We start from the raw sequence: 22,470 nt of genomic DNA, 5'->3' as shown, positions 1-22,470 counted from the left end.
AACATTCTAAATTCAAGATTGATTGTTAAATGAATAATATGAAAATTATATTTGTTTTTTTACTTTTGATTTATTGGTCGTTTATGATATCTGCACCGGTAGTATCTGAGGAGATTAAATCGGGCGGATCAAGAGTTATTAACTCAAAAATAGACTTAATTTCTAAGGTAAAAGGATAATTTTTGGGGCAACACATGTACCGTCATGGATTTGCTTAAAAGCATCACCACCACTTTTTAATTCTCTATATTCAATCCAATCTAGTGACCCAATATCCTTGTTTGCTAAAATTTTTAAAGTTTGCTCAAAATCTTTATTTGTATAGCAATAAGTACCAATAACTGTCACTTCTTGTAAAGTCATTTTTCTAAAATTAAAGGTTCCAGCAGGCTGAGTTAAACCTATGTGAATAATAGTTCCACCTGGTTTTACTACTTCAATTGCTTGTTGTCTTGAGATTTCTAGTCCAACAGTATCAAAAACTATATCAAAGTTATTGCTAGTTATTTCTTTGTCATTTGGAGCTACATATTTGGCATCTAAATATTTAGAACATTCTTTAAGTCTCAATTTATTTGGATCAGATAGAATTATATTCTTGTTGCCTTTAATTTTAGATAATATTAGACCACATAACAAACCAATCGCACCACCACCTTGAATTAAGGTTTTGCATTCAGATAAAGGTTTGCTCAATGCTTGTTCACCCATTAACACTGCATGCAAAGAAACAGCGGTTGGCTCTGCTACTGGAGCCTCATTTTTATCTAGACCATCTGGAATTTCATAAATGTTTTGGTCGGGTGTTGATACAAATTCTGCAAAAACACCTTGCCTTTCAATAGGTTTATTCATACCCAAAATTATTCTTTTTGGACAAAGATGCTCTCTTCCACTTGTGCAATATTCACATTTGCCACAAGTGATTAAAGGATTTAAAACAACATCTTTTCCTTTGAATTTTCCATTCTGAACTTCTCCACTTACCTCATGTCCCAATATTAATGGTGGCACTCTTCTTTCATCATGTCCATGATATGCGTGCATATCAGAACCACAAATTCCTGAAGCGTGTATCTTTAAAATACTTTCTCCTGAAACCTCAATTGGATTTGGCTCATCTCTAAAAACTAATTCCTGGGTACCTGTGTATACTAGAGCTTTCATGTTACTTTTTTGCTAATAAGTAATATGTTATCCAAGCAACAAATGCACCTATTATCCAAGCGTAGGACTGTAAAAACATTAAATTAGTGTTCCAAATTGTAGACGCTGAAAATATAAATCCAATAATTAAAGAATAAACACCTTTTATATGCCAACCACCTGAATAATAATAAGCACTCTCTTTATCTATAGAATATAAATCTTTATTACTTAATTCTTGATTTTTAATTAAATAATAGTCAGCTGCCATCACTCCAAATAAAGGACCAAAGAAAGCACCAAAAGTATCAACAAATGATAAAATTCCTATTTGGCTCAATATAGTCAACCAGAAGATTGCGATCAACAAACCAAAAAAAGCAATTAAATAACTAGCGCTTTTTAAACTTAAAATTGATGGAGCAAAATTTATTAGAGAGTATTGAGATGGGATGAAATTGGCAACTAAATTTGTAGAAGCTGAAGCTATTATAATAAAAAACAAAACTACTATAGTTATCTGAATATTGTCAAACTTTCCGATTATATCTGTGGGGTTAGTAAAAATTCTTTCTATATCTGAATATTTTTGATTTAAAAAAACATCAGAACCTGTAACAATAAAAACAGATAAAAAAGAAAAAATGATTAAATTTAAAATTAAACTTAAGTTTCCTTTTTTTAATTCTTTTTCATTTTTAACATACCTAGAAAAATCACCAAAACTAATGATTAAAATTGAAAAATAAGCAAATATTGTTCCGGCAACTGTTAATAGAGGTGCTAAATTATTAACGTCTAAAAAATTATTAAGATTAAAAATATTTGAAAAAGCTTCGGTAGTTATTTTTACATCACTTAATAAAACAACAAAGAAAAAAATCAGCAAACCAGTATAGACTGTCATTGCTGAAAAATTAATTATTTTCTTATTGTACTGCATACCAACAGTAAAAAATACAGTCTGTAAAATAATTGTAATTATTATTGCAGACCAATCAATAATGTTCATTCCAAAATAATAAAAAATAAATATTTCCTGTTGTAATAAAGAATTATCTATAGAAAAAATTATTATTCTAATTAAATAAACTAATATTTTAGATAAAAAATAAGTTTGAATTCCAAATAAAAAAATCCCAACTAAACTTCTTATAAATCCAAAAAATTTAGCTCCGTTAAATCCTAATGATGATCTTAATAATACTGCAAATGGTAAACCAAATTTTTGGGAAGGTTTTCCGATAATGTTTGAAAATAAATAAACAAAAAAAGATCCTAATATAATTCCAAAAAAAACTATAAAAATATTTAAACTATACATTAAGTATAAAGAGGATATTAAAGAAAAACCAATTACACTTTGTACATTAGCACCCCAAAAACAAAATAAATCTTTCCAATTCCAAGTTTTATAATTTGGATTAACTGTGACCAAGTCCCAATTAGAGAGAGAGTATTTTACTTTTGGCTGATTCACTAAATTTATTTTAAACTAATAAATTCTACTGTCCATATAAGAGAGTTGGTAACCATAAGGCAATTTTAGGAAATATGATAATTAAAACTAAGCCTATAATTTGTAGAACCATAAATTGCATCATTCCATAATAAATATCTTTTAAATCCCATTCAGGAACTACACCTTTTAAGAAATAGGCAGACAAAGCTACAGGTGGAGATAGCCAGGCGGTCTGGAGATTGACAGCAACCAATATTGCAAACCAGGTTAAATTAAAGCCCAAAGCTTCAATTAATGGTAAAATAATTGGTACAATGATCATCACAATTGGAACCCATTCCAATGGCCAACCTAATAAAAATATAGCAACCATTACAATTGCTAAAATAAAATATTTGTTCATCTCTAAACCTAACAAAAATTCAGTCAACAATGTTGGAGTACCAAGTCTTGCAAATACAGCACCAAAAAAGTTTGATGCAGCAACTAAGACCATTATTAAAGCAGTAATCTCTAAAGTTTTAACTAGTGCTTCTTGGAGTTTAGATAGAGTTAATTTTTTATATGCTAATGAAAGTAACAATGCACCCATTGCACCACAACCTGCAGCCTCTGTTGGTGTTGCAAAACCAAATAAAATACTTCCCAATGCAGCAAAGACTAGAGCTGCAGGAGGAACTAAGCCTAAAAAGAATTCTATCCAAACCTCTTTCATGCTTGCTGCTCTCATTTCCTCAGGAATTACAGGTCCTAATTTAGGATTTATCATGCATCTTATTGTTGTGTAGCCAGCGTATAAACTTGCAAGAAGAATTCCAGGAATTATAGCTGCAGCAAATAAATCAATTACAGGGATTTCCATAATTGGGCCCATCACAACAAGCATAATACTTGGTGGAATTAAAATTCCTAAGGTTCCACCAGCAGTAATTGTACCAGCTGCAAGTCTTACATCATAACCAGATCTATTCATTGATTTTGCAGCCATTATTCCAAGAATAGTTACTGAGGCACCAACAATTCCAGTTGCAGCTGCGAATATAACTGAAACAAATAAAACAGCATAATACAATGCACCCCTTACTCTAGCCAGCATCATTTGAAATGATGAGAACAATCTTTCCATCAGTCCTGCCTGCTCCATCATAATACCCATAAAGACAAAGAGCGGGACGGCGGCAAGAGTTTGTTCGGTCATGACCATCGAGAACTGGAGGGTCATTAAATAAAAGACTAATTTTCCAAATCCTAAATAACCAAATACAAAACCTAAGAAAATTAATGTGAATGAAATAGGAAATCCAACAAAGATAGCAAATAACATTACTCCAACTAAAATAAAACCTAAGTATGCTGGATCTATAAATTCAGCTATCATTCATCTTCTCCTGGCCACTTCCCTCTTGTAGCAGCCCAATAACTTTTTAATAATTCTGAAATACCTTGGATAAGTAAAAATACTATACCAACTAATAAACAAGTTTTTATTGGCCACATATATGGCATCCAAGTAGTATCCATTCCTCTCTCACCTCTTTGGATAGACTCTCCTACATATCCAATAGTCATATAAAGGAAAACAATTAGGCCTGGAAAATAAAATAAAATATATAACCAAAAATCAATTGTGCCTTGATTCTTAGTTTTAAAATTTCTGTATAAAAAATCAGCTCTTATATGAACACCTTTAGAAAGTGCATAACCAGCTCCCAACATAAAAAGTGCACCATATAAAAATCGACTGATGTCATAGGCCCATATTGTTGGGGCATGAAATAATTTTCTAGCAAGAACTTCATAAGTCATTGCAAGAATTAATGGCATTAATATCCAACAAACAACGTTACCAACCCATTTGCTAAATTTATCGATATTTACAATTGAGCTTGCCATCCATGACGGCATATCACTTGGCATTTTTCCTGAACCACCTCGCCTTTCGGCAATCATTTCATCCGATATATCTAGTTTACCTGGTTCGTCTGCCATAAAATTTTATATAAATAATTAGAGCGGACTATTAAGTCCGCTCTAATGTAAAGATTATTTAATGATTACTTTAACGTTGCTGCGTGAGCCATTCCTAGCTTCGCATTAGACATTTGAGCACCACTCCAGAAAGGAACTGCGATATCAGCAAATTCTTTCATAGAGTCCCAAACTTCAGCAAAGAATGCATTTTTAGCTGCGTTTGTTTCCAAACTTTTCTTAGCAGCTGCCATGTATTCAGTGAAGTAATCAGAAGGAGTATCTTCTAATTTTACACCATGAACTTCAGTAAGCTCTTTTAAAGCTTTTCCGTTTTCATAGATTCTGTAACTTAGAGATTTCGCTAGAGATGCATTTGCTGCAACTTCTAGAGACTTCTTCTCATGAGCACTCATAGCTTCATATGTTTTTCCAGTAATATAAAAGTCAGCATTTACGACTACTTGGTGTAAACCTTGTAAGTAGTAGTGCTTTAATACTTTTTGAAAACCAAACGTTAAGTCTGGCTTTGGACAACACCATTCAGCAGCATCAATAGTTCCTGCTTCTAAAGCTGGTAGAATATCTCCACCACCCATAGCAACAGATGCTATACCGATGTCTTTATATGTTTGTCCTGGAATTCCCGGAGGAGTTCTGAACTTATATTTTCTAAAGTCAGCCATATCTTTAATTGGTTTTGGAAACCAACCTAAAGCTTCAGGACCAACTGGTTGAATCATAAATCCTTTAATATCTCTTCCCATTTCTTTCCATAGTCTGTCGTATAGCTCTTTTCCTCCACCATACTGAAACCATGATAAAAATGCGATGTTGTCAATACCAACACCACCACCTGCTACTGGCGAACCAAATAACATAGCGGCAGGGTGATCACCTGACCAATAGTGTGTCCAAGCAAATCCACAATCGATAAGTCCTTTATCAACAGCATCTAAAGTTTCTTTTACACCAACAACTGCTCCTGCAGGCATAATTTCAAACTTAAGAGATCCACCTGTCAAAGTTGTAACAGTGTCAGTAAAGTCTTTTAACATTTTAACTTCATCAGCCTTAGTGTTTAGAACTGTCTGACATTTTAGTGTTTTTGCAGCATTAGCATTTGAAATAAATCCGAATACCATCGCAACTGCAAATAACATTGAAATGATTTTTTTCATTTGTTTCCCTCTCTTTATTTTTAAAAATGAAACCTTGTCAAAGAATGAATTCTAAAACAAGTGTTAATATTGAATATTTTGAATTTTTTTACTGAATTATTAGTAAATTTTTTTTTTTAATTTATAAGAGTTCTAATTAATGGAAAATTTTGATTTTATAATTCTTGGTGCTGGATCTGCTGGATGTGTGCTTGCAAATAGATTATCTGAAAATCCTGAAAATAAAGTATTGTTAATTGAAGCAGGAGGCAAGGATAATTATCCTTGGATACATATTCCAGTTGGTTATTTCAAAACAATGCACAACCCAAAGACTGATTGGTGCTACAAAACAGAGCCTGATGAGAGCATGAATAATATTTCTATCAGGTATCCTAGAGGAAAAACATTAGGAGGCAGTTCTTCTATTAATGGTCTGCTTTATATTAGAGGTCAACACAGAGACTATGATATTTGGAGACAATTAGGTAATACTGGTTGGGGATGGGATGATGTTTTGCCTTATTTTATCAAAGCAGAAAACCAAGAAAGAGGAAAGGATGAGTTCCATGGAGTTGGAGGCCCTTTATCTGTTTCAGATCAAAGAATACATCTACCTCTTTTAGATGAATTTCAAAATGCTGCTGAGGAATTTGGTATTCCTAAAACAAAAGATTTTAATACTGGTGATAATCATGGCTGTGGTTATTTCCAAGTAACTGAAAAAGATGGCTTTAGATGTAGTACAGCTGTTGGATATTTAAACCCAATCAAGAGCAGGAAAAATTTAAAAATTTTAACTCATTCACATGTAAAAAAAATTAATTTTGAAAACAAAACTGCTAAAGAAATTGAGTATTGGGAAGGAAATGAATTAAAAAAAGTACAAGCAAATAAAGAAATTATAATTTCATCAGGGGCTATTGGCTCTCCTCAAATTTTACAAGTTTCTGGAATAGGAAATCCTGAAAAATTAAAAAATCTTGGGATTGATATGGTTCAAAATTTAAATGGAGTTGGAGAAAACTTACATGATCATTTAATGCTTAGACCAATCTATAAAATTAATGGATTAAAATCCTTAAATAAAAAAATAAATAGTTTATTTGGAAATTTAATGATTGGCTTAGAATACATTTTTAAAAGAAGCGGCCCAATGACTATGGGTGCTAGTCAACTTTGTATGTTTGCAAAGAGTGACCCTTCTTTAGAATTACCAGACTTACAATGGCATGTTCAGCCTATGAGTATGGACACTTTGGCAGCAACAAAAAATCATGATTTTCATGCATTCACCCCTACTGTTTCAAATATCAGACCAACAAGTAGAGGACATGTCAGTATCGTTGATAAAGACTCTAGAACTTATGCAAAAATAAAACAAAACTATCTATCAACTGATCACGATAGAATGATTGCAGCTAAAGGACTTAAATTAACCAGAAAAATTATAATGGAATCTGAAACTTTTAAAAAATATACCCCAGAGGAATACAGACCTGGCATTCATTTAAATGATGATGAGGAGTTAGTTAAAGAAGCTTCTAATTATGCTCAAACTATTTTTCATCCAGTGGGAACCTGTAAAATGGGTCAAGATGAAATGTCTGTAGTAGATGAAAAACTTAAGGTTAAAGGTGTTAATAATTTAAGAGTTATAGATGCATCAATAATGCCAAACATCACATCAGGAAATACAAATGCACCAACAATAATGATTGCAGAAAAAGGTGCTGACATGATACTAAAACAATAATGTTTGCAGAATTTTTTACACCTGAACAAATAGCTATATTAACTCAAATCATTTTTATTGATCTAGTTTTAGCAGGAGATAATGCAATTATAATTGGGATGGTTGCATCTAAATTTCCGGTGGAACAAAGAAAAAAAGTTATCTTCTGGGGAATTGGTGGTGCTGTAATTTTAAGAATAATACTAACTTTGCTTACAGCTTATCTGCTACAAATAACTGGTTTAAGATTAATTGGGGGATTGTTATTACTTTATATTGTTTACAAACTTTACGTAGATGTAATCAAAGGTTCCGAAACAGAAGAGAATGTTAAAGTAGACAATTCCAGTTTTTTAAAGGCTATTTGGACAGTTTTACTAGCAGATTTTACAATGAGTTTAGATAATGTTTTAGGTGTTGCTGGTGCAGCAGGCGATCATTATGGACTACTTGTATTTGGATTGGTGTTATCAATCGTTTTAATGGCAACTGCAGCAACATTAATATCTGGATGGATTAAAAAATATAAATGGATTGCTTGGGTTGGTTTACTAGCAATATTAATAGTGGCTGTAGAGTTGATTTACACAGATATTAAAATAATATTCTTTTAATGTATCTTCAAAAAATAAATCTAAAAAACAAATACGCTTTAGTTACTGGTGCAGGTAAAGGATTGGGAAGAGCATGTTCAATTGCATTAGCTGAAGCAGGAGCAACAGTTATAGCTTTAAGTAGAACTCCTTCAGATTTAAATAAATTAGAAAAGGATATCAAAAAAATTAAAGGTAAAATTATTAAAGTTTCATGCGATGTAATGAACTATGAAGATTTAAAACAAAAATTAGATAAAATTAAAATAATTGATGTATTGGTAAATAATGCAGGAACTAACATTCCAGAACCATTTGAAAAAATTAAACAAAAAAGTATGAATTATCTTGTAGATTTAAATCTAAAAGCAGCATTTAACGTGGCACAACTTGTTGTAAAAAAAATGCTTAAAAATAAAAAAAGACCTGGTTCAATCATAAATATGTCATCACAGCTCGGTCATGTGGGTATGGGAGGAAGAAATGTATATAACATGACAAAATTTGGTATTGAGGGACTAACTAAAGGAATGGGGGTAGAGTTGGCTAAAAAAAATATCAGAGTTAACACGGTAGCGCCTACTTTTGTTGAAACACCTATGGTTAAAAATTTTTTTAAAAACAAAAAATTTAAAAAATTAGCTCTTGGAAATATTCCTATGGGTAAAGCAGCTACTGAAAGTGATGTTGCCACAACTGTTTGTTTTTTGGCGTCATCTGCATCTTCAATGATTACAGGAACATCAATAATTATAGATGGTGGATGGACAGCTCAATAATTTATAGACTTTTTTTTGTTTTTTTAATTTTTATATCTCCAGTTAAAGCTATTGAATTCCAAGGTAAATTTCTACAAGGTCATTTTATTTTAGGTAAAACTGACCCTCATGCTAAAATTTTGGTTGGAAAAAAAGAGGTTAAAGTATCAAAAGATGGTTTTTTTGTTTTTGGTATAGATCGAGATCAAAAATACGACCTAACTTTTACAAAAATTATTGATGGAAAAAAATCAATAATTACAAAAAAAGTTTTAAAGCGTAAATACAATATACAAAGAATAGATGGTTTGGCAGAAAGTAAAGTAACCCCACCTGAGTCTGTTTATAAAAGAATTAAAAAAGAAAATAATGCAATTGGAGAAGCAAGAGCAATAAATTCTGATCTGCAATTTTTTAAGGAAAAATTTATTATGCCAGTTGAAGGTATAATTAGCGGTGTTTATGGTAGTCAAAGAATTTTAAATGGTAAACCAAGATGGCCTCACTACGGTATAGATATTGCAGCTAAACAAGGAACGATGATTAAATCTTCTGGTTCCGGTGTAGTTACTATGGCTGAAGATGATTTATACTATACTGGTGGTACAGTTATAATGGATCATGGTCATGGGATATCCACAATATATTCTCATTTAGAAAATGTTTTGGTATCAGTTGGTGATCAAATTAATCAAGGCGATATAATAGGAACTGTAGGATCAACAGGAAGATCAACAGGACCACATTTGGATTTTAGAGTGAATTGGTTTCAAACACGACTTGATCCAATGTCGGTAATAAATTAAATAATGTTGGGGTTAAATTACAATCAGGCCAATCTATAAAGAATTGGAATTGCCGCCACATTTTAATTATATATCAGACCTGGCTCTAATACGTTCATAAATTAATCTCGTTTTTACACCCAAACCTAGAAAAGGATCAGGAGGTAACCATGTGGGTTTATTTCTTGCTTCAATAGTTTCTATCTCTTTTGAGTTTTCGTTACTTGCCTTGATTGCTATTTGTTCTCCAAATAAAGTACCAACTCCAATACCAGAGCCATTATAACAACCTGCAACAAATATATTATCATCTATTTTTTCAAAAATTTGAGAACTATTTCTTGTTCTTGAAACAATGCCTGACCAAGAAGATTGGATAATATCATCCGGTAATTCAGGAAATCTTTTTTTAATACCTATTTTTTGTTTTAATGATCTTTTGGTTAATTCAGATTTAGACATTTGATAAGGATTATAAACTTCTGCAGTATTTCTAATTAAAATTCTTCTATCTTTAGTCATTCTTATAGTGGCCCCCATTGGTCTTACAGGCAAAACTCCCCACTCTTTAGGCTCACCAAGAGATATAAACTCCTCATCTGATAAAGATCTTGTCATACTAGCTGTCAATGTAATAGGAAAATTATAGTTAGATTTTATACCTAAAGACTTCAGAAATCCGTTTGTAGCAAAAATAATTTTTTTAGTTTTAATTAAACCATTTTTAAATTTACAAATAACTGTGTCTTTAGCCTTCTTCCAATTTAATAACAAAGAATTTTCATAAAGATTTATATTTTTGGGCAAGGTGTCAATCATAGCTCTAACTAATTTTCCCGGATGTAATAAAATTCCCCCCTTTGTATGAAGAGCTATATTGTAAAAATTAGTTCCTAGTCTTGTTTTAAGCTCCTCGTTAAATAATAAATTATGTTCAAAACCTAATTTTGATAAGGTATCAGAAAAATTTTCTAATATTTTTCTATCTTCATTCTTTGATGATGCAAAATATTTTCCACATTCATTCCAATCACAATCTACTTGGTATTCTTTAATAAATCTTTTAACGGTCTCTATTCCTAGTTTATAAATGTCTGTTTTTTTTTTATAATTATCTAATTCTTTATTAGAGGTAAAACCATCATTTAATGTTGTATCGACCAGATAACCTGAGTTTCTAGCACTTGCCCCCTCTCCTGCCAGCTGAGCATCAACTAATGATATTTTTTGCTTAGGATAAAGTTGACCTAATTTTCTTGCTGCAGACAATCCGGTGTAACCTGCTCCAATCACTAACCAATCACAATCTTCATCTCTACGTATAGAGTTAATATTTATTCTTGGACTGAGATCATTTATCCAACTACAACTACTATCATTAATGATTGTCATAAAATGACTCTACGATAATTGATAAATTTTTAAAGATTTTAATTAATAAACTTTAAAGTTTAATTTAAAAAATAGGTATGTTTGTTTATTTAGTTTGGATTAGGTTTTAAAATTTCTATATGAAAGAATTTTTCTTTTAATAAATGTTTCTCTTTTAATTTTCTCTTATCAACATTTTCTGTATTGTAGAATGGAAAATTTGTAAATTTCCACAAATCATCTCTTTCGAATCTATCTTTAATTCTATGTATATTTTTTAAATTCAAAATAAATAGAGATAATAGTATTAAAATTAATATCTTTTTTTTGTTAATATTAACTTCTAGTTTTAGAAAATAATTAAAGAAACTAAAAAAAAATATAATAATTGTAGAAAATCCAAATCTAAATTGTGGAATTGTTATAAGCCACAAGAAAATGCTGCTACTTGACAAAATAAATAAGATATTATTTTCAATAGAAAACTTTTTAATATTAGGTTTTTCTCTTATTAAATAGAAATGAATTATCAAAATTATTGAAGATATTATTAGTAAAAATTCAAAAACTTTATAGAAAAAATGATGCTCTACCCAAAATTTAAACCAATTGAATTTTTTGTTATATTCTTTTTGATCCGTTATCAAATCATATTTGGATCCTTTTTTTATATGTGCATGATATGCTTTTGCCCACAAGCTAACAAATTCAGAAAATTCTTTTATATTTTTTTTTTCAGACCAAAAAATTTTTTCTTTTTCAAAGCAGGTTTTATTTATAGGATAAAATACACATCCAGATCTAAAGAAGCTAGAAGTTAATAAAATAAAAATCATTAAATAAAAAATAAAATTTTTATAAGTAATTAAGCTAATTATAAATCTTAGTTTGTTTGAATAAAGCATGTATAGAAGAATTGGTGAAAACAGCAAACTATTGGTTTTAATTAAAATACAGAAAGTAAAAATATGTAAAGCCATCATGAGCTCTATTTTATTATTTTTATAAAAATAAATTTTATGAAAAACTACTAAAAGTAAAAATTGAGAAATATAATCAAACCCAAATTCAGTAAGTCTGTTAAATTTTATTAATAAAATCATTACAATCATTAAAGAAAAAAAACGTTCTGTTTTATTTATTGAGTTAAAAATGAGAAAAATAAAATACCCTATTACACTAAAATAAATAAAAAAAATTGGAAAATGAATTAATTTATATTCCAAAAATGGTAAAACAATTAATGACTGGACATGAACGAGTAGTGATGAATAAAAAAAATTTTGATTTATTAAGTAAGTACCAATTCTTAATTTATTATTAAAAATTTCATCTATAGAAAAATAATGGTAAAAACCAAAATCTTCGTGTGTTTTGGAAATCAAAAGGACAGTAAAAGTTGTTAAAAGAAAAAATGATAAGTATTTAAAACTAAATATATTTAATTTTTTTTTATAAAAAAAATAAAAATACAAACCAAAAACTAAAATAAATAAATTAAAATATTCATTATTACCTATTGATATATATATAAAAAAACCAAAGATTAATTTAAATATTATTCCATATATAAATAATTCAAAAAAATTATTAGTAATATTTTTATAATTAAAAGTATTTAATAAAATTTTTCCATAACCTGAGACAGAATAAAAGTAAATTAAACTTAGAATGAAAAATAATATAGCTTTAAAAAAAACTACAGTCACAATTTTTTAAATTATTGTTTTTTGTGGTCTCATATCTTCTTTTTTTATACCTGCTACTCTAACAGGTTTTTTCATTGCATCTCTTCTAAATGGTTCCCCAAGCTCTTGGTTAAGAATTACCTCAATAAACGTTGTAATTCCTTTCTTTTGATCCTCACAAGATTGCTTAATTGCATTTGTGGTTTCTTCCATTGTTCTAACTGTTACACCTTTTAAACCACAAGCATCAGCAACTTTAGCGTAACTTAATTCTGGATCTAACTCAGTACCAACAAAATTATCATCAAACCAAAGAGTCGTATTTCTTTTCTCTGCACCCCATTGATAATTTCTAAAAATCACCATCGAAATTGCTGGCCATTCTTCTCTAGCACAAGAACTCATCTCATTCATGCTAATACCAAAAGCACCGTCACCTGCAAAACCTATTACTGGAGTGTCTGGACATCCAATTTTTGCTCCTAATATAGATGGAAAACCATATCCGCATGGACCAAATAAACCAGGTGCCAAATATTTTCTACCTTTTTCAAAAGTAGGATAAGCATTACCAATTGCACAGTTATTTCCTATGTCACTTGATATAATGACGTCATCTGGCATACCTGCTTGAATTGCTCTCCATGCTTGTCTAGGAGACATTCTATCTGCATCTCTTTTTCTAGCTTCCTCATTCCACACTGTACCTTCGTCATCTTCTTCATGATCTAGACTTGATAATTTTTGTAACCATGCAGATTTTGTTTGATGAATTATGTCTTTTCTTTTCTGTCTATCTGTATCACCAGCAGTTGGTGAAAGTTGTGCTAGTAATTGTTGTGCAACTAATTTTGCATCACCACAAATTCCAACTGTAACTTTCTTTGTAAGACCAATTCGATCAGAATTCATGTCCACTTGAATAATACTTGCATCTTTTGGCCAATAGTCCATCCCATAACCAGGTAATGTGGAGAATGGATTTAATCTTGTGCCTAAAGCTAAAACGACGTCTGCTTGTTTTATTAATTCCATTCCAGCTTTTGAACCATTATATCCTAGCGGACCAGCAGCTAAAGGGTGGCTTCCTGGAAAACTATCATTATGCTGATAACCTGAACACACTGGTGCATCTAATTTTTCTGCAAGTTTTTTACAATCTTCAATAGCTCCACCGATTACAACACCAGCTCCAGATAATATAACTGGAAATTTTGCTTTTGATAATAAGTCTGCAGCTTTTTTGATTGCATCTACTCCACCTGCTTGTCTCTCCAATCTTACAATTGGTGGAAGATCAATATCAATTACTTGTGTCCAATAATCTCTTGGAACATTTATTTGTGCAGGTGCAGATCCTCTTATAGCTTTTTCTATAACTCTATTTAGTACTTCAGCCATTCTTGATGGATCTCTTACTTCTTCTTGATAACAAACCATGTCTTTGAATAAATTCATTTGCTCTACTTCTTGAAATCCACCTTGCCCCATTGTTTTGTTCGCTGCTTGAGGTGTAACTAATAAAAGAGGAGTATGATTCCAATAAGCTGTTTTGATTGGTGTAACTAATCCAGTAATTCCAGGTCCGTTCTGTGCAATAACCATTGACATTTTACCAGTAGCTCGTGTGTAACCATCAGCAATCAAACCACCGTTTGTTTCATGAGCAACATCCCAGAAAGTTATACCTGCATCTGGAAAAATATCTGAAATTGGCATAAAGGCTGAACCAATAATTCCGAATGCATGTTCGATACCGTGCATTTGTAAAACTTTTACAAAAGCTTCTTCTGTTGTCATTTTTGTCATAAAACTAGAACCTCTCTAAAGTGTAATATACTATTTATAAAATTCGTTTGTTAATTTTTGCGATTAATATATAAGATTTTAGAAATTTCAAACAAACAAATCGACACGATATGGCAACAGATATAATCATACATGATAAAAAAGACAACGTGGGAGTAGTTGTTATTGAAAAAATCACTCCTAAACAAGACTGTGCTTGCTGGATAATGGAAGATGACAGTTCAACAAATATTCAATCCGTAGATGAAATACCTTTAGGTCATAAAATTGCAATGGTTGACCTTAAAGAGGGTGATACTATTTTAAAGTATGGTCACGATATTGGTAAAGTTGTTAAATCAATCAAAAAAGGTGAACATGTGCATGTTCACAATGTAAAAACAAAGAAGTGGTAATAGTATGGAAATCCCAAAGAGCTTTTTAGGTTATAAAAGAGAAAACGGCAGAGCCGGAACAAGAAATCATGTAATTATTTTGCCAGTTGATGACATTTCGAACGCATGTGCAGAGGCAGTTGCTAATAATATTAAAGGCACAATCGCTCTTCCTCATTCTTACGGAAGACTTCAGTTTGGTGCAGATTTAGAACTTCATTTTAGAACAATGATAGGAACTGGATGTAATCCGAACGTTGCAGCAGTAATTGTGATTGGTATTGAACCGAAATGGACAAAAAAAATTGTAGATGGAATTGCTAAAACTGGAAAACCAGTTGAAGGATTTCATATTGAGCGTACAGGTGACATTGGTACGACAATGAAAGCATCAAAAAAAGCACAAGAATTTGTGATGTGGGCTTCAGAAAAACAAAGAGAAGAGTGTCCTTTAAGTGATTTATGGATTTCAGTTAAGTGTGGAGAATCTGATACTACTTCAGGACTAGCTGCAAACCCAACTGTTGGAAATTTAATGGATAAACTTGAGCCATTAGGTGTTCATTTGTGTTTCGGTGAAACATCTGAATTAACTGGTGCAGAACAAGTTTGTGCAACTAGAGGAGCTACTAAAGAAGCATCTGAAAAATTTATGAAAACCTGGAGCTCTTATAATGATTTTATTTTAAAAGAGGCGACAGATGATCTTTCTGAAAGTCAACCAACAGCAGGAAATATTGCTGGGGGACTTACAACAATTGAAGAAAAAGCTTTTGGTAATTTTCAAAAAATTGGAAATTGTAAATTTATTGATGTTCTTGAACCAGCTGAAGAACCAACTAAAGGAAAAGGTTTATATTTTATGGACACATCATCTGCTGCTGCAGAATGTGTGACTCTTCAAGCTGCTGCTGGTTTTAATATTCATTTATTTCCAACTGGACAAGGAAATATCGTTGGAAATCCAATTGAACCTGTTGTTAAATTAACAGCTAATCCATTAACTGTAAAAGGTATGGGAGAGCACATTGATTGTGATGTTTCAAAAATTCTTTCAAGAGAAATGAATTTGTCTGAAGCAGGTGATGAATTAATTAAAACAACACTTAGAGTTGCAAACGGTAGATTAACTTGCGCTGAAGCTTTAGGTCATAGAGAATTTGTTATGACTAAACTTTACAGAAGTGCTTAATTAACTTTAGTCTTTCATGAAATTTAAGAGATACCTGGTTGTATTACCAGGTATTATATTGGCATTCGTTCTTTACACTTTATCTCAAGGTTTCAATAATATTCTTGGTATTGAGTTATTAGGCTATGAAAAAAGCCCAATATCTACTGCAATGATCGCTATTTTATTGGGGATGTTTTTTGGAAACGTTTTTCAAATTAGAGAAAGTTTTTTAAAAGGATTAGATTTTACACAAAAGTATATTCTAAAACTTGGAATTATTTGCTTAGGTATTCAATTGAAACCATTTGAATTTTTAGAATTTGGAGCAATAGCAATTCCATTAATTATAATCTGTATAATTAGTGTACTAATAGTAATTAAACTTCTTATTAAAAAATTAAAAATACCAACAAGAATGGCTTACTTAATATCAATAGGCAGCACTGTTTGTGGTACTACTGCAATAATGGCTACTGCTCCAGTTATTGGTGCAAAAAAAAACGAAGTATCCTATGCAATTGCTAATATTACATTGTTTGGAATACTTTCTATGCTTATTTATCCATATTTTGCTAATTTTTATTTCGAAAGTGAACCTTTGTTAGTTGGATTATTTCTGGGAACCTCTATCCATGAAACCTCTCAAGTTGCAGCTGCGGGATTAATTTATGACCAGCAATTTAATAGTCCCGAAACTTTAAATATTGCAACAGTTACAAAATTAATAAGGAATACCTTTTTAATTATCATGATTCCTTTATTTGCGTTTCTTTATAATCGAGGAAAAACCACAGAAAAAAAATACTCAATAATAGATATTTTTCCTTACTTTGTATTGGGTTTTGTAGCCATGATAATAATTAGAAATTTAGGAGATCTAATGTATTCAAATAATTACAAATGGTTGGTTACAATTGAAGGTATTAAATTATCTTCGAAGATATTTTTAACAATGGCGATGGCAGCAATAGGACTTTCAACAAACTTAAAAGAACTTAAAAATATGGGCTACAAACCATTTGTTGTTGGATTTATAGGGATGGCAACTGTTGGGTTGGTTAGTATTACGACTATAGAATTATATCTAAATTATTTTAATTAAGATTTAGCTAATAATTTTTTTCTAAAGTTTGAAATAAATCGTCTTATAAAAGCTGCTCCTACACCTAGAATAATTGCAAACATAATTGTAAATAGTCCATAAAAGAAAGGCATCTCTTTAGAAAAATCAATTATAAATTTAGAAAAGAAGTTTAAATCTGAACTAATTCCTTTAGCAGATCCATTAATAACTTTTTCTGCGAAAAAAGTATCGTATGCTATCGCTATACCCACTATTAATAATAAAATTGCCAATAAAGCTCTTAAACCAGAACTATCAATTCTTTCTCCTAATTTTTGTCCAACCTGCACTCCTATGATGGATCCCACAACTAACATGGTAACTAAAAATAAATCTATAGATCCATAATTAAATGAATGAAGAAAAGTAACAACCACACTTACAAAAATTGTTACAAATAAAGATGTGCCAGGAACTAATTTAGTAGGCATTTTAATTATATAAATCATTGCTGGAACTAAAATAAATGCACCTCCAATTCCCATAATAGCTGCAATAAATCCAACTAATAGACCAATTATAATTGGAGTAAAAATACTCTCATATAATTTTGATTTTGGAAATCTCATTCTTAATGGAAGACCATGTATCCAATAATGAACATGTAATTTTTTTTTAACTAAGACGTTTCTTTTTGCTTTATCTATTTCACCCAAACTTTCAACAAGCATTAAAGTTCCGATTATTGCTAAGATATACATGTAGGCAAGAGAGATAACTGTATCAATTTTTCCAATACCTTTAAAATAAGTAAAAGTGTAAATTCCTAAAGAAGTTCCAATTACACCTCCAATTACAATCATTGAACCCATTTTATAATCTAAAGTATTTTTTAAATAATGCGTGGTAGATCCAGAAACTGAAGTAGCTAAAATATTATTTGCTTCATTAGCAACAGCGTATGCAGGAGGTATTCCTAAAAAAATTAAAAACGGTGTCATCAAAAACCCACCACCAACACCAAATAAACCTGAAAGCACACCTACTATTGCGCTTAATAAAAGTATTTCGATAGGGTTAACAAAAACTTGAGCTATCGGTAAAAATACTTCCATAAAAAATTTAAAAGTTGTTAAAAAACAACTTAGTTAAAAGTGATAAAAGTTCCAACTAAAATCACTCCCCAGTAAGCTGTTAAGCTTGCTATAATTCCTGCTTTAATAAATATAGTTTTAAAATTTGAGAGTTTATTAATAATTTTTACGTTAGAAAGTAACATTAAATCCGTCATTACACCCACAACGAAATTTGTCAAACAATTATTTAAGGTAGGTAATTTTTTTTTAATAGATCGTTGCTCCAAAAACCTTAACCGTGTCGTCCTCGACCCCTAGGACCAACCTCCCAAGAAACTCTCCTGGGATCTCTTTATTTGTTTGCTTGATCAACACGGTTATGTGATCTCCTCTTCTAAGGCAACCGAAAGGTTCAAAAGTCTCTTTAAGATTGGTGATTAGCTTGTTATTAGCCCACTGTTTACCTAGTTCCACTTCGTTAGCGCCAAAAAGCATTTGAGTAGAGAAATCTCTAGTAAACCCGCCATAATCTTTAAGATTAGATGATTTAACTAAATTATCCCAAATAGGTTTGGCCAATTCATATATTTCATCATCTGATTTAGATAAAATATCCATTTGATTTAATTAAATTATTTACTACGAAGCTTTTTTCTTCTCGTTCTCATCCACTATATGGTAGACAGGAACTTTCTCCATACTAAATTTACCAGTTTTAGGATCTCTTCTAGAAACTGTTAAACAATGCCAATTTTCATCATCAAGTTTCATATGATCGCCTCTATAATAGTACCCTGGCCATCTAGTCTCTTCTCTAAATAAAGTATGTTCTGTTACACACTGAGAAGTCAAAGCTCTATGTTTTAACTCCCAAGCTCTCATAAGTTGGTGATAATCTTCAGCTCCAACGTGCTCTAAGTCTTCCTGTAGCCAATCTAACAACTCAAGTCCTCTTTTAAGCATATTACCATTGGTCATGTAATTTGAGGTAATTCCACCAACATATTCATCCATGATTTTCTGTAATCTTTGAAGACCTTGAATTGGAGATATATAGCTAGGAGAAACTGTTCCACCAGTTATCTCATTTCTAGCAACTGTGTAGTTTTCTAGTGGTTTATAAACTGCAGTCTTGAAATCCTCACACTGTTTATCTGAAACTTTTACACCTTCAGCTTTTTTATCTTCAATGTATTTAACAGCAGCTTTTGCAGCTAATCTTCCTTCTGTAAAAGATCCAGATGAAAACTTATGGGCGCTTCCACCAACTGTATCTCCTGCACCAAATAAACCATCAATAGTTAACATTCTGTTATAACCCCAGAAATATTCTGGAGGTGATAAATCCTCAGGGCCACTTACCCATGCACCAGAACAAGTAGCATGAGAACCCATTACATAAGGTTCAGATGTAGTTAATTCGGGATTTGTATATTTTGGATCAATGTTTTGAGATGCCCAAACAACAGCTTGCCCAACAGTCATTCCTAAGAAATTTTCCCAACCCACTGTTTCTAAATGCGGGTCTTGAAAAGCTTCAGTAGTTACCATGTGGATTGGTCCACCGCCTGCAGCTACCTCTTGAATAAAAGCATGGTTTCTCAAGCAAGTTGGAGTTGGATGATGATCAATATATTCTCCAACTAACTCTTTAGTTTGGTCATACCATTTTTTCTCATAATTTTCACCATTAGCATTTTGTGTGTATGTTTTTAAATGAAGGAAATACGCTCCAACTGGACCATAACCGTCTTTAAATCTACATAATACAATTCTGTTTTCCATTTGAGTCATCTTCGCACCTGCTGCAATAGGTAATGCATATGCAGATCCATTACTCCATGGTGCATACCAAGTTCTTCCCATTCCTTCTCCAACCGCTCTTGGTTTAAAGATGTGTGAAGCTCCACCAGCAGCAACAATTACTGCTTTTGCTCTAAATACGTGGAAATCACCAGTTCTCATATTAAAGCCAACTGCTCCGCCAATTCTGTTATCTTGAGACTCGTCCATTAAAAGATGAGTAATCATTATTCTGTTATAAATTTTATCTGCAGATTTTTTTGCTGCCTCAGCAACAATAGGTTTGTAACTTTCACCATGGATCATAATCTGCCATTTACCTTCTCTTAAGTATCTTCCAGTTTCTTCATTCTTCATCATAGGCAGACCCCATTCATCAAACATGTGAACTGTAGAGTCTACATGACGAGCCATGTCATAACCTAAATCCTCTCTTACCATTCCCATCAAATCATTTCTTGCATATCTAACGTGATCCTCTGGTTGGTTTTCACCCCATTGCATTCCCATGTAGCAGTTAATTGCATAAAGTCCTTGAGCAACAGCTCCACTTCTATCAATGTTAGCTTTTTCAACACAAACAATTTTCATGTCTCTACCCCAGTGTCTTGCTTCAAAAGTAGCACCAGTTCCAGCCATTCCTCCACCTACAACTAATATATCGCAATCTTCGTAATGTGTTTTATGACTAGCCATTAATAGTAAACTCCTTTTTTGAACGACTCTTTGGGTACAGTTGGAAGCTCTCCATCTATATTTAGCCCTTCTGGTTCAGTGTATAATCTTTGTGAATTTATCTCACCTTGATTAGGTTTGTCCCCATCAGCTAATTTAGGAATAAATTTTCCCCAAGGCTTAGTTGTGATTGGAGATACAAAGTTTTTTTCAGTTCCATTTCTAAATTTAATTTTCCAAGAGATTGTTCCTTTTTCTTCTTCCCTTCTTACTCTAACGCTATGTCCCATTGGAGCAAAATCTGCATATCCTCTAACATCAATAGCGTGGTTAGGACAAGCTTTGACACAAGAATAACATTCCCAACAAAAGTTAGGTTCAATATTTTTTGCACGTCTAATATTTTCATCAATGTGCATTATATCTGATGGGCAAATATCTACGCAATGACCACAGCCATCACATCTTGTCATATAAACAAATGTTGACATATTATTCTCTCTCCTTTTTTAATTTTATCATAATTAATAATGTTTAGGTTGTTCTCTTTTAATACCTAAACCAAATTGTTCAGGTGCATCTGCAGGTGGAGGTAAATTATCTCTAGAACCATCTGCTTCTGCTAAATTTTTTTGTATTGCTGCACCAGGTTTGTAAAACATATGTGCAAACTTAGACCAATAAACTCCTCCGAATAAAACTAGGTTTGAAACTATAAATAATACTAAAAATAAATTTGCATCCCATCTTCCCTCTAAATTTAAACTTTGAAGATATGACCAAATAAATCCAGTTAAGGAAGTTGCAATCAGAGCTAATACAAATAAATCTGCTTTAATAATTCTGTACCAAGGTTGAGCTTCAGAATAAACATCAACCCTTAAGAAGAACCAAAACCACGAACCACCTAAGATAGTCATTAAAGCACCTACATGCCAGATCATTGGCCAAATAGTTGGCGTTTCCGCATTTGCTGATGAATAACAAAATATCATCACAACAGACCCAATCCAAAACAATATAGTTCCATACATTCCTAGAAGGTGTGCTACTCTTCTTTTACCAGCACCTAGTTCTGATGTTGTACCAATGTCGTATGCAATTGTTTTTGAAACAACAGCTATTCTTTCACCAGTTGTTAATTCTTTAGTTGCATTTTTTTTTGCTTTTTTAGCATTTTCAAAAAAATACTTAACATTCTTTTTATGAATTATGTCTAAAAGAGTACCTGCAACAATCAATAAAATCATTAACACCACAAAACCTTGCATAACTACAGATGGAACTGTCTCGGCTAAAATTGAAAAAGGATTTGTTGCAAACATTTTGAATATCCTTGTAAAATAAAATTGAATTAATTTAAGGTTTTCTATTCTAGATATTTATAGAGTTCAACCAAAAGTATTGGTCAATTTGTCTTTAATAACAACTCAGGGTTTACGTTTGTAGTGTTGTTTATTGGGAATCACTGACCTAACACCACCCTGAGGATTGTCTACATCCCCTTCTCTTCTTGGAATTAAATGAATATGGCAATGCATAATTGATTGGCCTGCAGATTTTCCTGCATTTGTACCTAGATTAAAACCTTTAACACTAGAATCTTGTTTTAAAATTCTTTCTTTAGTTTTTAAAATTAACTCATTGCATGCCTGAATTTCCTCTTTGGTAAGATCAAAATATGTCTCTACATGTCTTTTAGGAACTATAAGACTATGAAGTTCTGAGACAGGATAGCTATCCTTAGATGAATAAGCTAATTGGTTTTCAAACTGGAGCTCTTCTTTTCTGATTTTGCAAAATATACAAGGGTTGTTTGGATCTTTCATA

General features: G+C 31.5%; 23 protein-coding genes. 8 read left to right on the top strand and 15 right to left on the bottom strand.

The features are described from left to right. The first annotated feature begins 38 nt into the window (after positions 1–38). Positions 39–179, top strand: a complete 141-nt coding sequence (locus tag DT059_RS07320; protein WP_168189262.1) for a hypothetical protein — start codon at positions 39–41, stop codon at positions 177–179. Here DT059_RS07320 and DT059_RS05640 read toward each other — a convergent pair. The 5 genes from DT059_RS05640 to DT059_RS05620 all read right to left on the bottom strand — a co-directional run bounded on the left by DT059_RS05640 (position 163) and on the right by DT059_RS05620 (position 5,757). Continuing rightward, positions 163–1,167: an alcohol dehydrogenase catalytic domain-containing protein gene (locus DT059_RS05640; protein WP_145597480.1), complete on the bottom strand. Its 1,005-nt coding sequence runs from the start codon at positions 1,165–1,167 to the stop codon at positions 163–165. The genes DT059_RS07320 and DT059_RS05640 overlap by 17 nt on opposite strands. Position 1,168: 1 nt before the next feature. Continuing rightward, a complete protein-coding gene (locus DT059_RS05635) occupies positions 1,169–2,626 on the bottom strand; it encodes a cytosine permease (protein ID WP_145597478.1) in 1,458 nt (485 codons plus the stop codon). 25 nt (positions 2,627–2,651) lie between these two features. After that, positions 2,652–3,986, bottom strand: a complete 1,335-nt coding sequence (locus DT059_RS05630) for a TRAP transporter large permease (RefSeq protein WP_145597476.1) — start codon at positions 3,984–3,986, stop codon at positions 2,652–2,654. After that, entirely contained in the window at positions 3,983–4,597 is a 615-nt protein-coding gene (locus tag DT059_RS05625) for a TRAP transporter small permease subunit (RefSeq protein ID WP_145597474.1), read from the bottom strand. Before DT059_RS05625 ends, DT059_RS05630 begins: the two co-directional genes overlap by 4 nt. Positions 4,598–4,662: 65 nt before the next feature. Next, positions 4,663–5,757: a TRAP transporter substrate-binding protein gene (locus DT059_RS05620; protein ID WP_075536171.1), complete on the bottom strand. Its 1,095-nt coding sequence runs from the start codon at positions 5,755–5,757 to the stop codon at positions 4,663–4,665. Between the two features lie 139 nt (positions 5,758–5,896). Here DT059_RS05620 and DT059_RS05615 point away from each other — a divergent pair, with 139 nt between their 5' ends. Genes DT059_RS05615 through DT059_RS05600 form a run of 4 tightly spaced genes read left to right on the top strand, consistent with a single transcriptional unit; the run spans position 5,897 to position 9,628 of the window. After that, positions 5,897–7,492, top strand: a complete 1,596-nt coding sequence (locus DT059_RS05615) for a GMC family oxidoreductase (protein ID WP_145597472.1) — start codon at positions 5,897–5,899, stop codon at positions 7,490–7,492. Then, on the top strand, positions 7,492–8,085 hold the full coding sequence (locus DT059_RS05610; RefSeq protein WP_023853949.1) for a TerC family protein: 594 nt from the start codon (positions 7,492–7,494) through the stop codon (positions 8,083–8,085). The genes DT059_RS05615 and DT059_RS05610 overlap by 1 nt, the downstream gene beginning before the upstream one ends. Continuing rightward, entirely contained in the window at positions 8,085–8,843 is a 759-nt protein-coding gene (locus DT059_RS05605; RefSeq protein WP_145597470.1) for an SDR family NAD(P)-dependent oxidoreductase, read from the top strand. Before DT059_RS05610 ends, DT059_RS05605 begins: the two co-directional genes overlap by 1 nt. Further along, positions 8,828–9,628 carry a M23 family metallopeptidase gene (locus DT059_RS05600; protein WP_145597468.1) on the top strand — a complete coding sequence of 267 codons (801 nt, stop codon included), beginning with the start codon at positions 8,828–8,830 and terminating at the stop codon, positions 9,626–9,628. Before DT059_RS05605 ends, DT059_RS05600 begins: the two co-directional genes overlap by 16 nt. A 66-nt stretch (positions 9,629–9,694) precedes the next feature. Here DT059_RS05600 and DT059_RS05595 read toward each other — a convergent pair whose 3' ends face one another. From DT059_RS05595 to xsc, 3 genes are all read right to left on the bottom strand, one after another. Next, entirely contained in the window at positions 9,695–10,999 is a 1,305-nt protein-coding gene (locus DT059_RS05595) for an NAD(P)/FAD-dependent oxidoreductase (protein WP_145597466.1), read from the bottom strand. 89 nt (positions 11,000–11,088) lie between these two features. Beyond that, positions 11,089–12,081, bottom strand: a complete 993-nt coding sequence (locus tag DT059_RS05590) for a hypothetical protein (protein ID WP_145597464.1) — start codon at positions 12,079–12,081, stop codon at positions 11,089–11,091. A gap of 612 nt (positions 12,082–12,693) precedes the next feature. Continuing rightward, a complete protein-coding gene (gene xsc, locus DT059_RS05585; RefSeq protein ID WP_145597462.1) occupies positions 12,694–14,475 on the bottom strand; it encodes a sulfoacetaldehyde acetyltransferase in 1,782 nt (593 codons plus the stop codon). Between the two features lie 110 nt (positions 14,476–14,585). On the opposite strand from xsc, the gene DT059_RS05580 reads away from it, so the two are divergent. Genes DT059_RS05580 through DT059_RS05570 form a run of 3 tightly spaced genes read left to right on the top strand, consistent with a single transcriptional unit; the run spans position 14,586 to position 17,125 of the window. Further along, positions 14,586–14,870 (top strand): UxaA family hydrolase, encoded by a 285-nt coding sequence (locus DT059_RS05580; RefSeq protein ID WP_075504801.1) that lies wholly within the window; start codon positions 14,586–14,588, stop codon positions 14,868–14,870. Positions 14,871–14,874: 4 nt separating this feature from the next. Next, positions 14,875–16,041: a UxaA family hydrolase gene (locus DT059_RS05575; protein WP_075485535.1), complete on the top strand. Its 1,167-nt coding sequence runs from the start codon at positions 14,875–14,877 to the stop codon at positions 16,039–16,041. Between the two features lie 16 nt (positions 16,042–16,057). Next, positions 16,058–17,125 carry a YeiH family protein gene (locus tag DT059_RS05570; RefSeq protein ID WP_145597460.1) on the top strand — a complete coding sequence of 356 codons (1,068 nt, stop codon included), beginning with the start codon at positions 16,058–16,060 and terminating at the stop codon, positions 17,123–17,125. Here DT059_RS05570 and DT059_RS05565 read toward each other — a convergent pair. From DT059_RS05565 to DT059_RS05540, 7 genes are all read right to left on the bottom strand, one after another. Then, positions 17,122–18,201, bottom strand: coding sequence for a sulfite exporter TauE/SafE family protein (locus DT059_RS05565; protein WP_145597458.1), 1,080 nt, complete (start codon positions 18,199–18,201; stop codon positions 17,122–17,124). The genes DT059_RS05570 and DT059_RS05565 overlap by 4 nt on opposite strands. 29 nt (positions 18,202–18,230) lie before the next feature. Then, positions 18,231–18,401 (bottom strand): hypothetical protein, encoded by a 171-nt coding sequence (locus DT059_RS07315; protein WP_168189246.1) that lies wholly within the window; start codon positions 18,399–18,401, stop codon positions 18,231–18,233. 28 nt (positions 18,402–18,429) lie between these two features. Next, on the bottom strand, positions 18,430–18,780 hold the full coding sequence (locus tag DT059_RS05560) for a hypothetical protein (RefSeq protein ID WP_145597456.1): 351 nt from the start codon (positions 18,778–18,780) through the stop codon (positions 18,430–18,432). A 21-nt stretch (positions 18,781–18,801) separates the two neighbouring features. Next, a complete protein-coding gene (gene aprA, locus DT059_RS05555; RefSeq protein WP_075504797.1) occupies positions 18,802–20,661 on the bottom strand; it encodes an adenylyl-sulfate reductase subunit alpha in 1,860 nt (619 codons plus the stop codon). Beyond that, positions 20,661–21,131: an adenylyl-sulfate reductase subunit beta gene (gene aprB, locus DT059_RS05550; protein ID WP_023853969.1), complete on the bottom strand. Its 471-nt coding sequence runs from the start codon at positions 21,129–21,131 to the stop codon at positions 20,661–20,663. Before aprB ends, aprA begins: the two co-directional genes overlap by 1 nt. Positions 21,132–21,164: 33 nt before the next feature. After that, positions 21,165–21,965 (bottom strand): adenylyl-sulfate reductase, encoded by an 801-nt coding sequence (locus DT059_RS05545; protein WP_075536161.1) that lies wholly within the window; start codon positions 21,963–21,965, stop codon positions 21,165–21,167. Positions 21,966–22,070: 105 nt separating this feature from the next. After that, entirely contained in the window at positions 22,071–22,469 is a 399-nt protein-coding gene (locus DT059_RS05540; protein ID WP_075504795.1) for an HIT family protein, read from the bottom strand. Position 22,470: the final 1 nt, after the last annotated feature.

This window comes from Candidatus Pelagibacter sp. FZCC0015 (assembly GCF_007833635.1).
Taxonomy (GTDB): domain Bacteria; phylum Pseudomonadota; class Alphaproteobacteria; order Pelagibacterales; family Pelagibacteraceae; genus Pelagibacter.
Note: the sequence above shows the minus strand (reverse complement) of the source record. Positions and strands in the feature narration are given on the sequence as shown.

What these genes read in the sequence shown, in the direction of transcription:
- DT059_RS05620 (WP_075536171.1), bottom strand. Translation starts at nt 5,757, where the DNA reads ATGAAAAAAATCATTTCAATGTTATTTGCAGTTGCGATGGTATTCGGA.
- DT059_RS07320 (WP_168189262.1), top strand. Translation starts at nt 39, where the DNA reads ATGAAAATTATATTTGTTTTTTTACTTTTGATTTATTGGTCGTTTATG.
- aprA (WP_075504797.1), bottom strand. Translation starts at nt 20,661, where the DNA reads ATGGCTAGTCATAAAACACATTACGAAGATTGCGATATATTAGTTGTA.
- DT059_RS05605 (WP_145597470.1), top strand. Translation starts at nt 8,085, where the DNA reads ATGTATCTTCAAAAAATAAATCTAAAAAACAAATACGCTTTAGTTACT.
- DT059_RS05590 (WP_145597464.1), bottom strand. Translation starts at nt 12,081, where the DNA reads ATGATTTTATTAATAAAATTTAACAGACTTACTGAATTTGGGTTTGAT.
- DT059_RS05580 (WP_075504801.1), top strand. Translation starts at nt 14,586, where the DNA reads ATGGCAACAGATATAATCATACATGATAAAAAAGACAACGTGGGAGTA.
- DT059_RS05565 (WP_145597458.1), bottom strand. Translation starts at nt 18,201, where the DNA reads ATGGAAGTATTTTTACCGATAGCTCAAGTTTTTGTTAACCCTATCGAA.
- DT059_RS05570 (WP_145597460.1), top strand. Translation starts at nt 16,058, where the DNA reads ATGAAATTTAAGAGATACCTGGTTGTATTACCAGGTATTATATTGGCA.
- DT059_RS05630 (WP_145597476.1), bottom strand. Translation starts at nt 3,986, where the DNA reads ATGATAGCTGAATTTATAGATCCAGCATACTTAGGTTTTATTTTAGTT.
- DT059_RS05540 (WP_075504795.1), bottom strand. Translation starts at nt 22,469, where the DNA reads ATGAAAGATCCAAACAACCCTTGTATATTTTGCAAAATCAGAAAAGAA.
- DT059_RS05610 (WP_023853949.1), top strand. Translation starts at nt 7,492, where the DNA reads ATGTTTGCAGAATTTTTTACACCTGAACAAATAGCTATATTAACTCAA.
- xsc (WP_145597462.1), bottom strand. Translation starts at nt 14,475, where the DNA reads ATGACAAAAATGACAACAGAAGAAGCTTTTGTAAAAGTTTTACAAATG.
- DT059_RS05640 (WP_145597480.1), bottom strand. Translation starts at nt 1,167, where the DNA reads ATGAAAGCTCTAGTATACACAGGTACCCAGGAATTAGTTTTTAGAGAT.
- DT059_RS05595 (WP_145597466.1), bottom strand. Translation starts at nt 10,999, where the DNA reads ATGACAATCATTAATGATAGTAGTTGTAGTTGGATAAATGATCTCAGT.
- DT059_RS05545 (WP_075536161.1), bottom strand. Translation starts at nt 21,965, where the DNA reads ATGTTTGCAACAAATCCTTTTTCAATTTTAGCCGAGACAGTTCCATCT.
- DT059_RS05560 (WP_145597456.1), bottom strand. Translation starts at nt 18,780, where the DNA reads ATGGATATTTTATCTAAATCAGATGATGAAATATATGAATTGGCCAAA.
- DT059_RS05625 (WP_145597474.1), bottom strand. Translation starts at nt 4,597, where the DNA reads ATGGCAGACGAACCAGGTAAACTAGATATATCGGATGAAATGATTGCC.
- aprB (WP_023853969.1), bottom strand. Translation starts at nt 21,131, where the DNA reads ATGTCAACATTTGTTTATATGACAAGATGTGATGGCTGTGGTCATTGC.
- DT059_RS05575 (WP_075485535.1), top strand. Translation starts at nt 14,875, where the DNA reads ATGGAAATCCCAAAGAGCTTTTTAGGTTATAAAAGAGAAAACGGCAGA.
- DT059_RS05600 (WP_145597468.1), top strand. Translation starts at nt 8,828, where the DNA reads ATGGACAGCTCAATAATTTATAGACTTTTTTTTGTTTTTTTAATTTTT.
- DT059_RS05615 (WP_145597472.1), top strand. Translation starts at nt 5,897, where the DNA reads ATGGAAAATTTTGATTTTATAATTCTTGGTGCTGGATCTGCTGGATGT.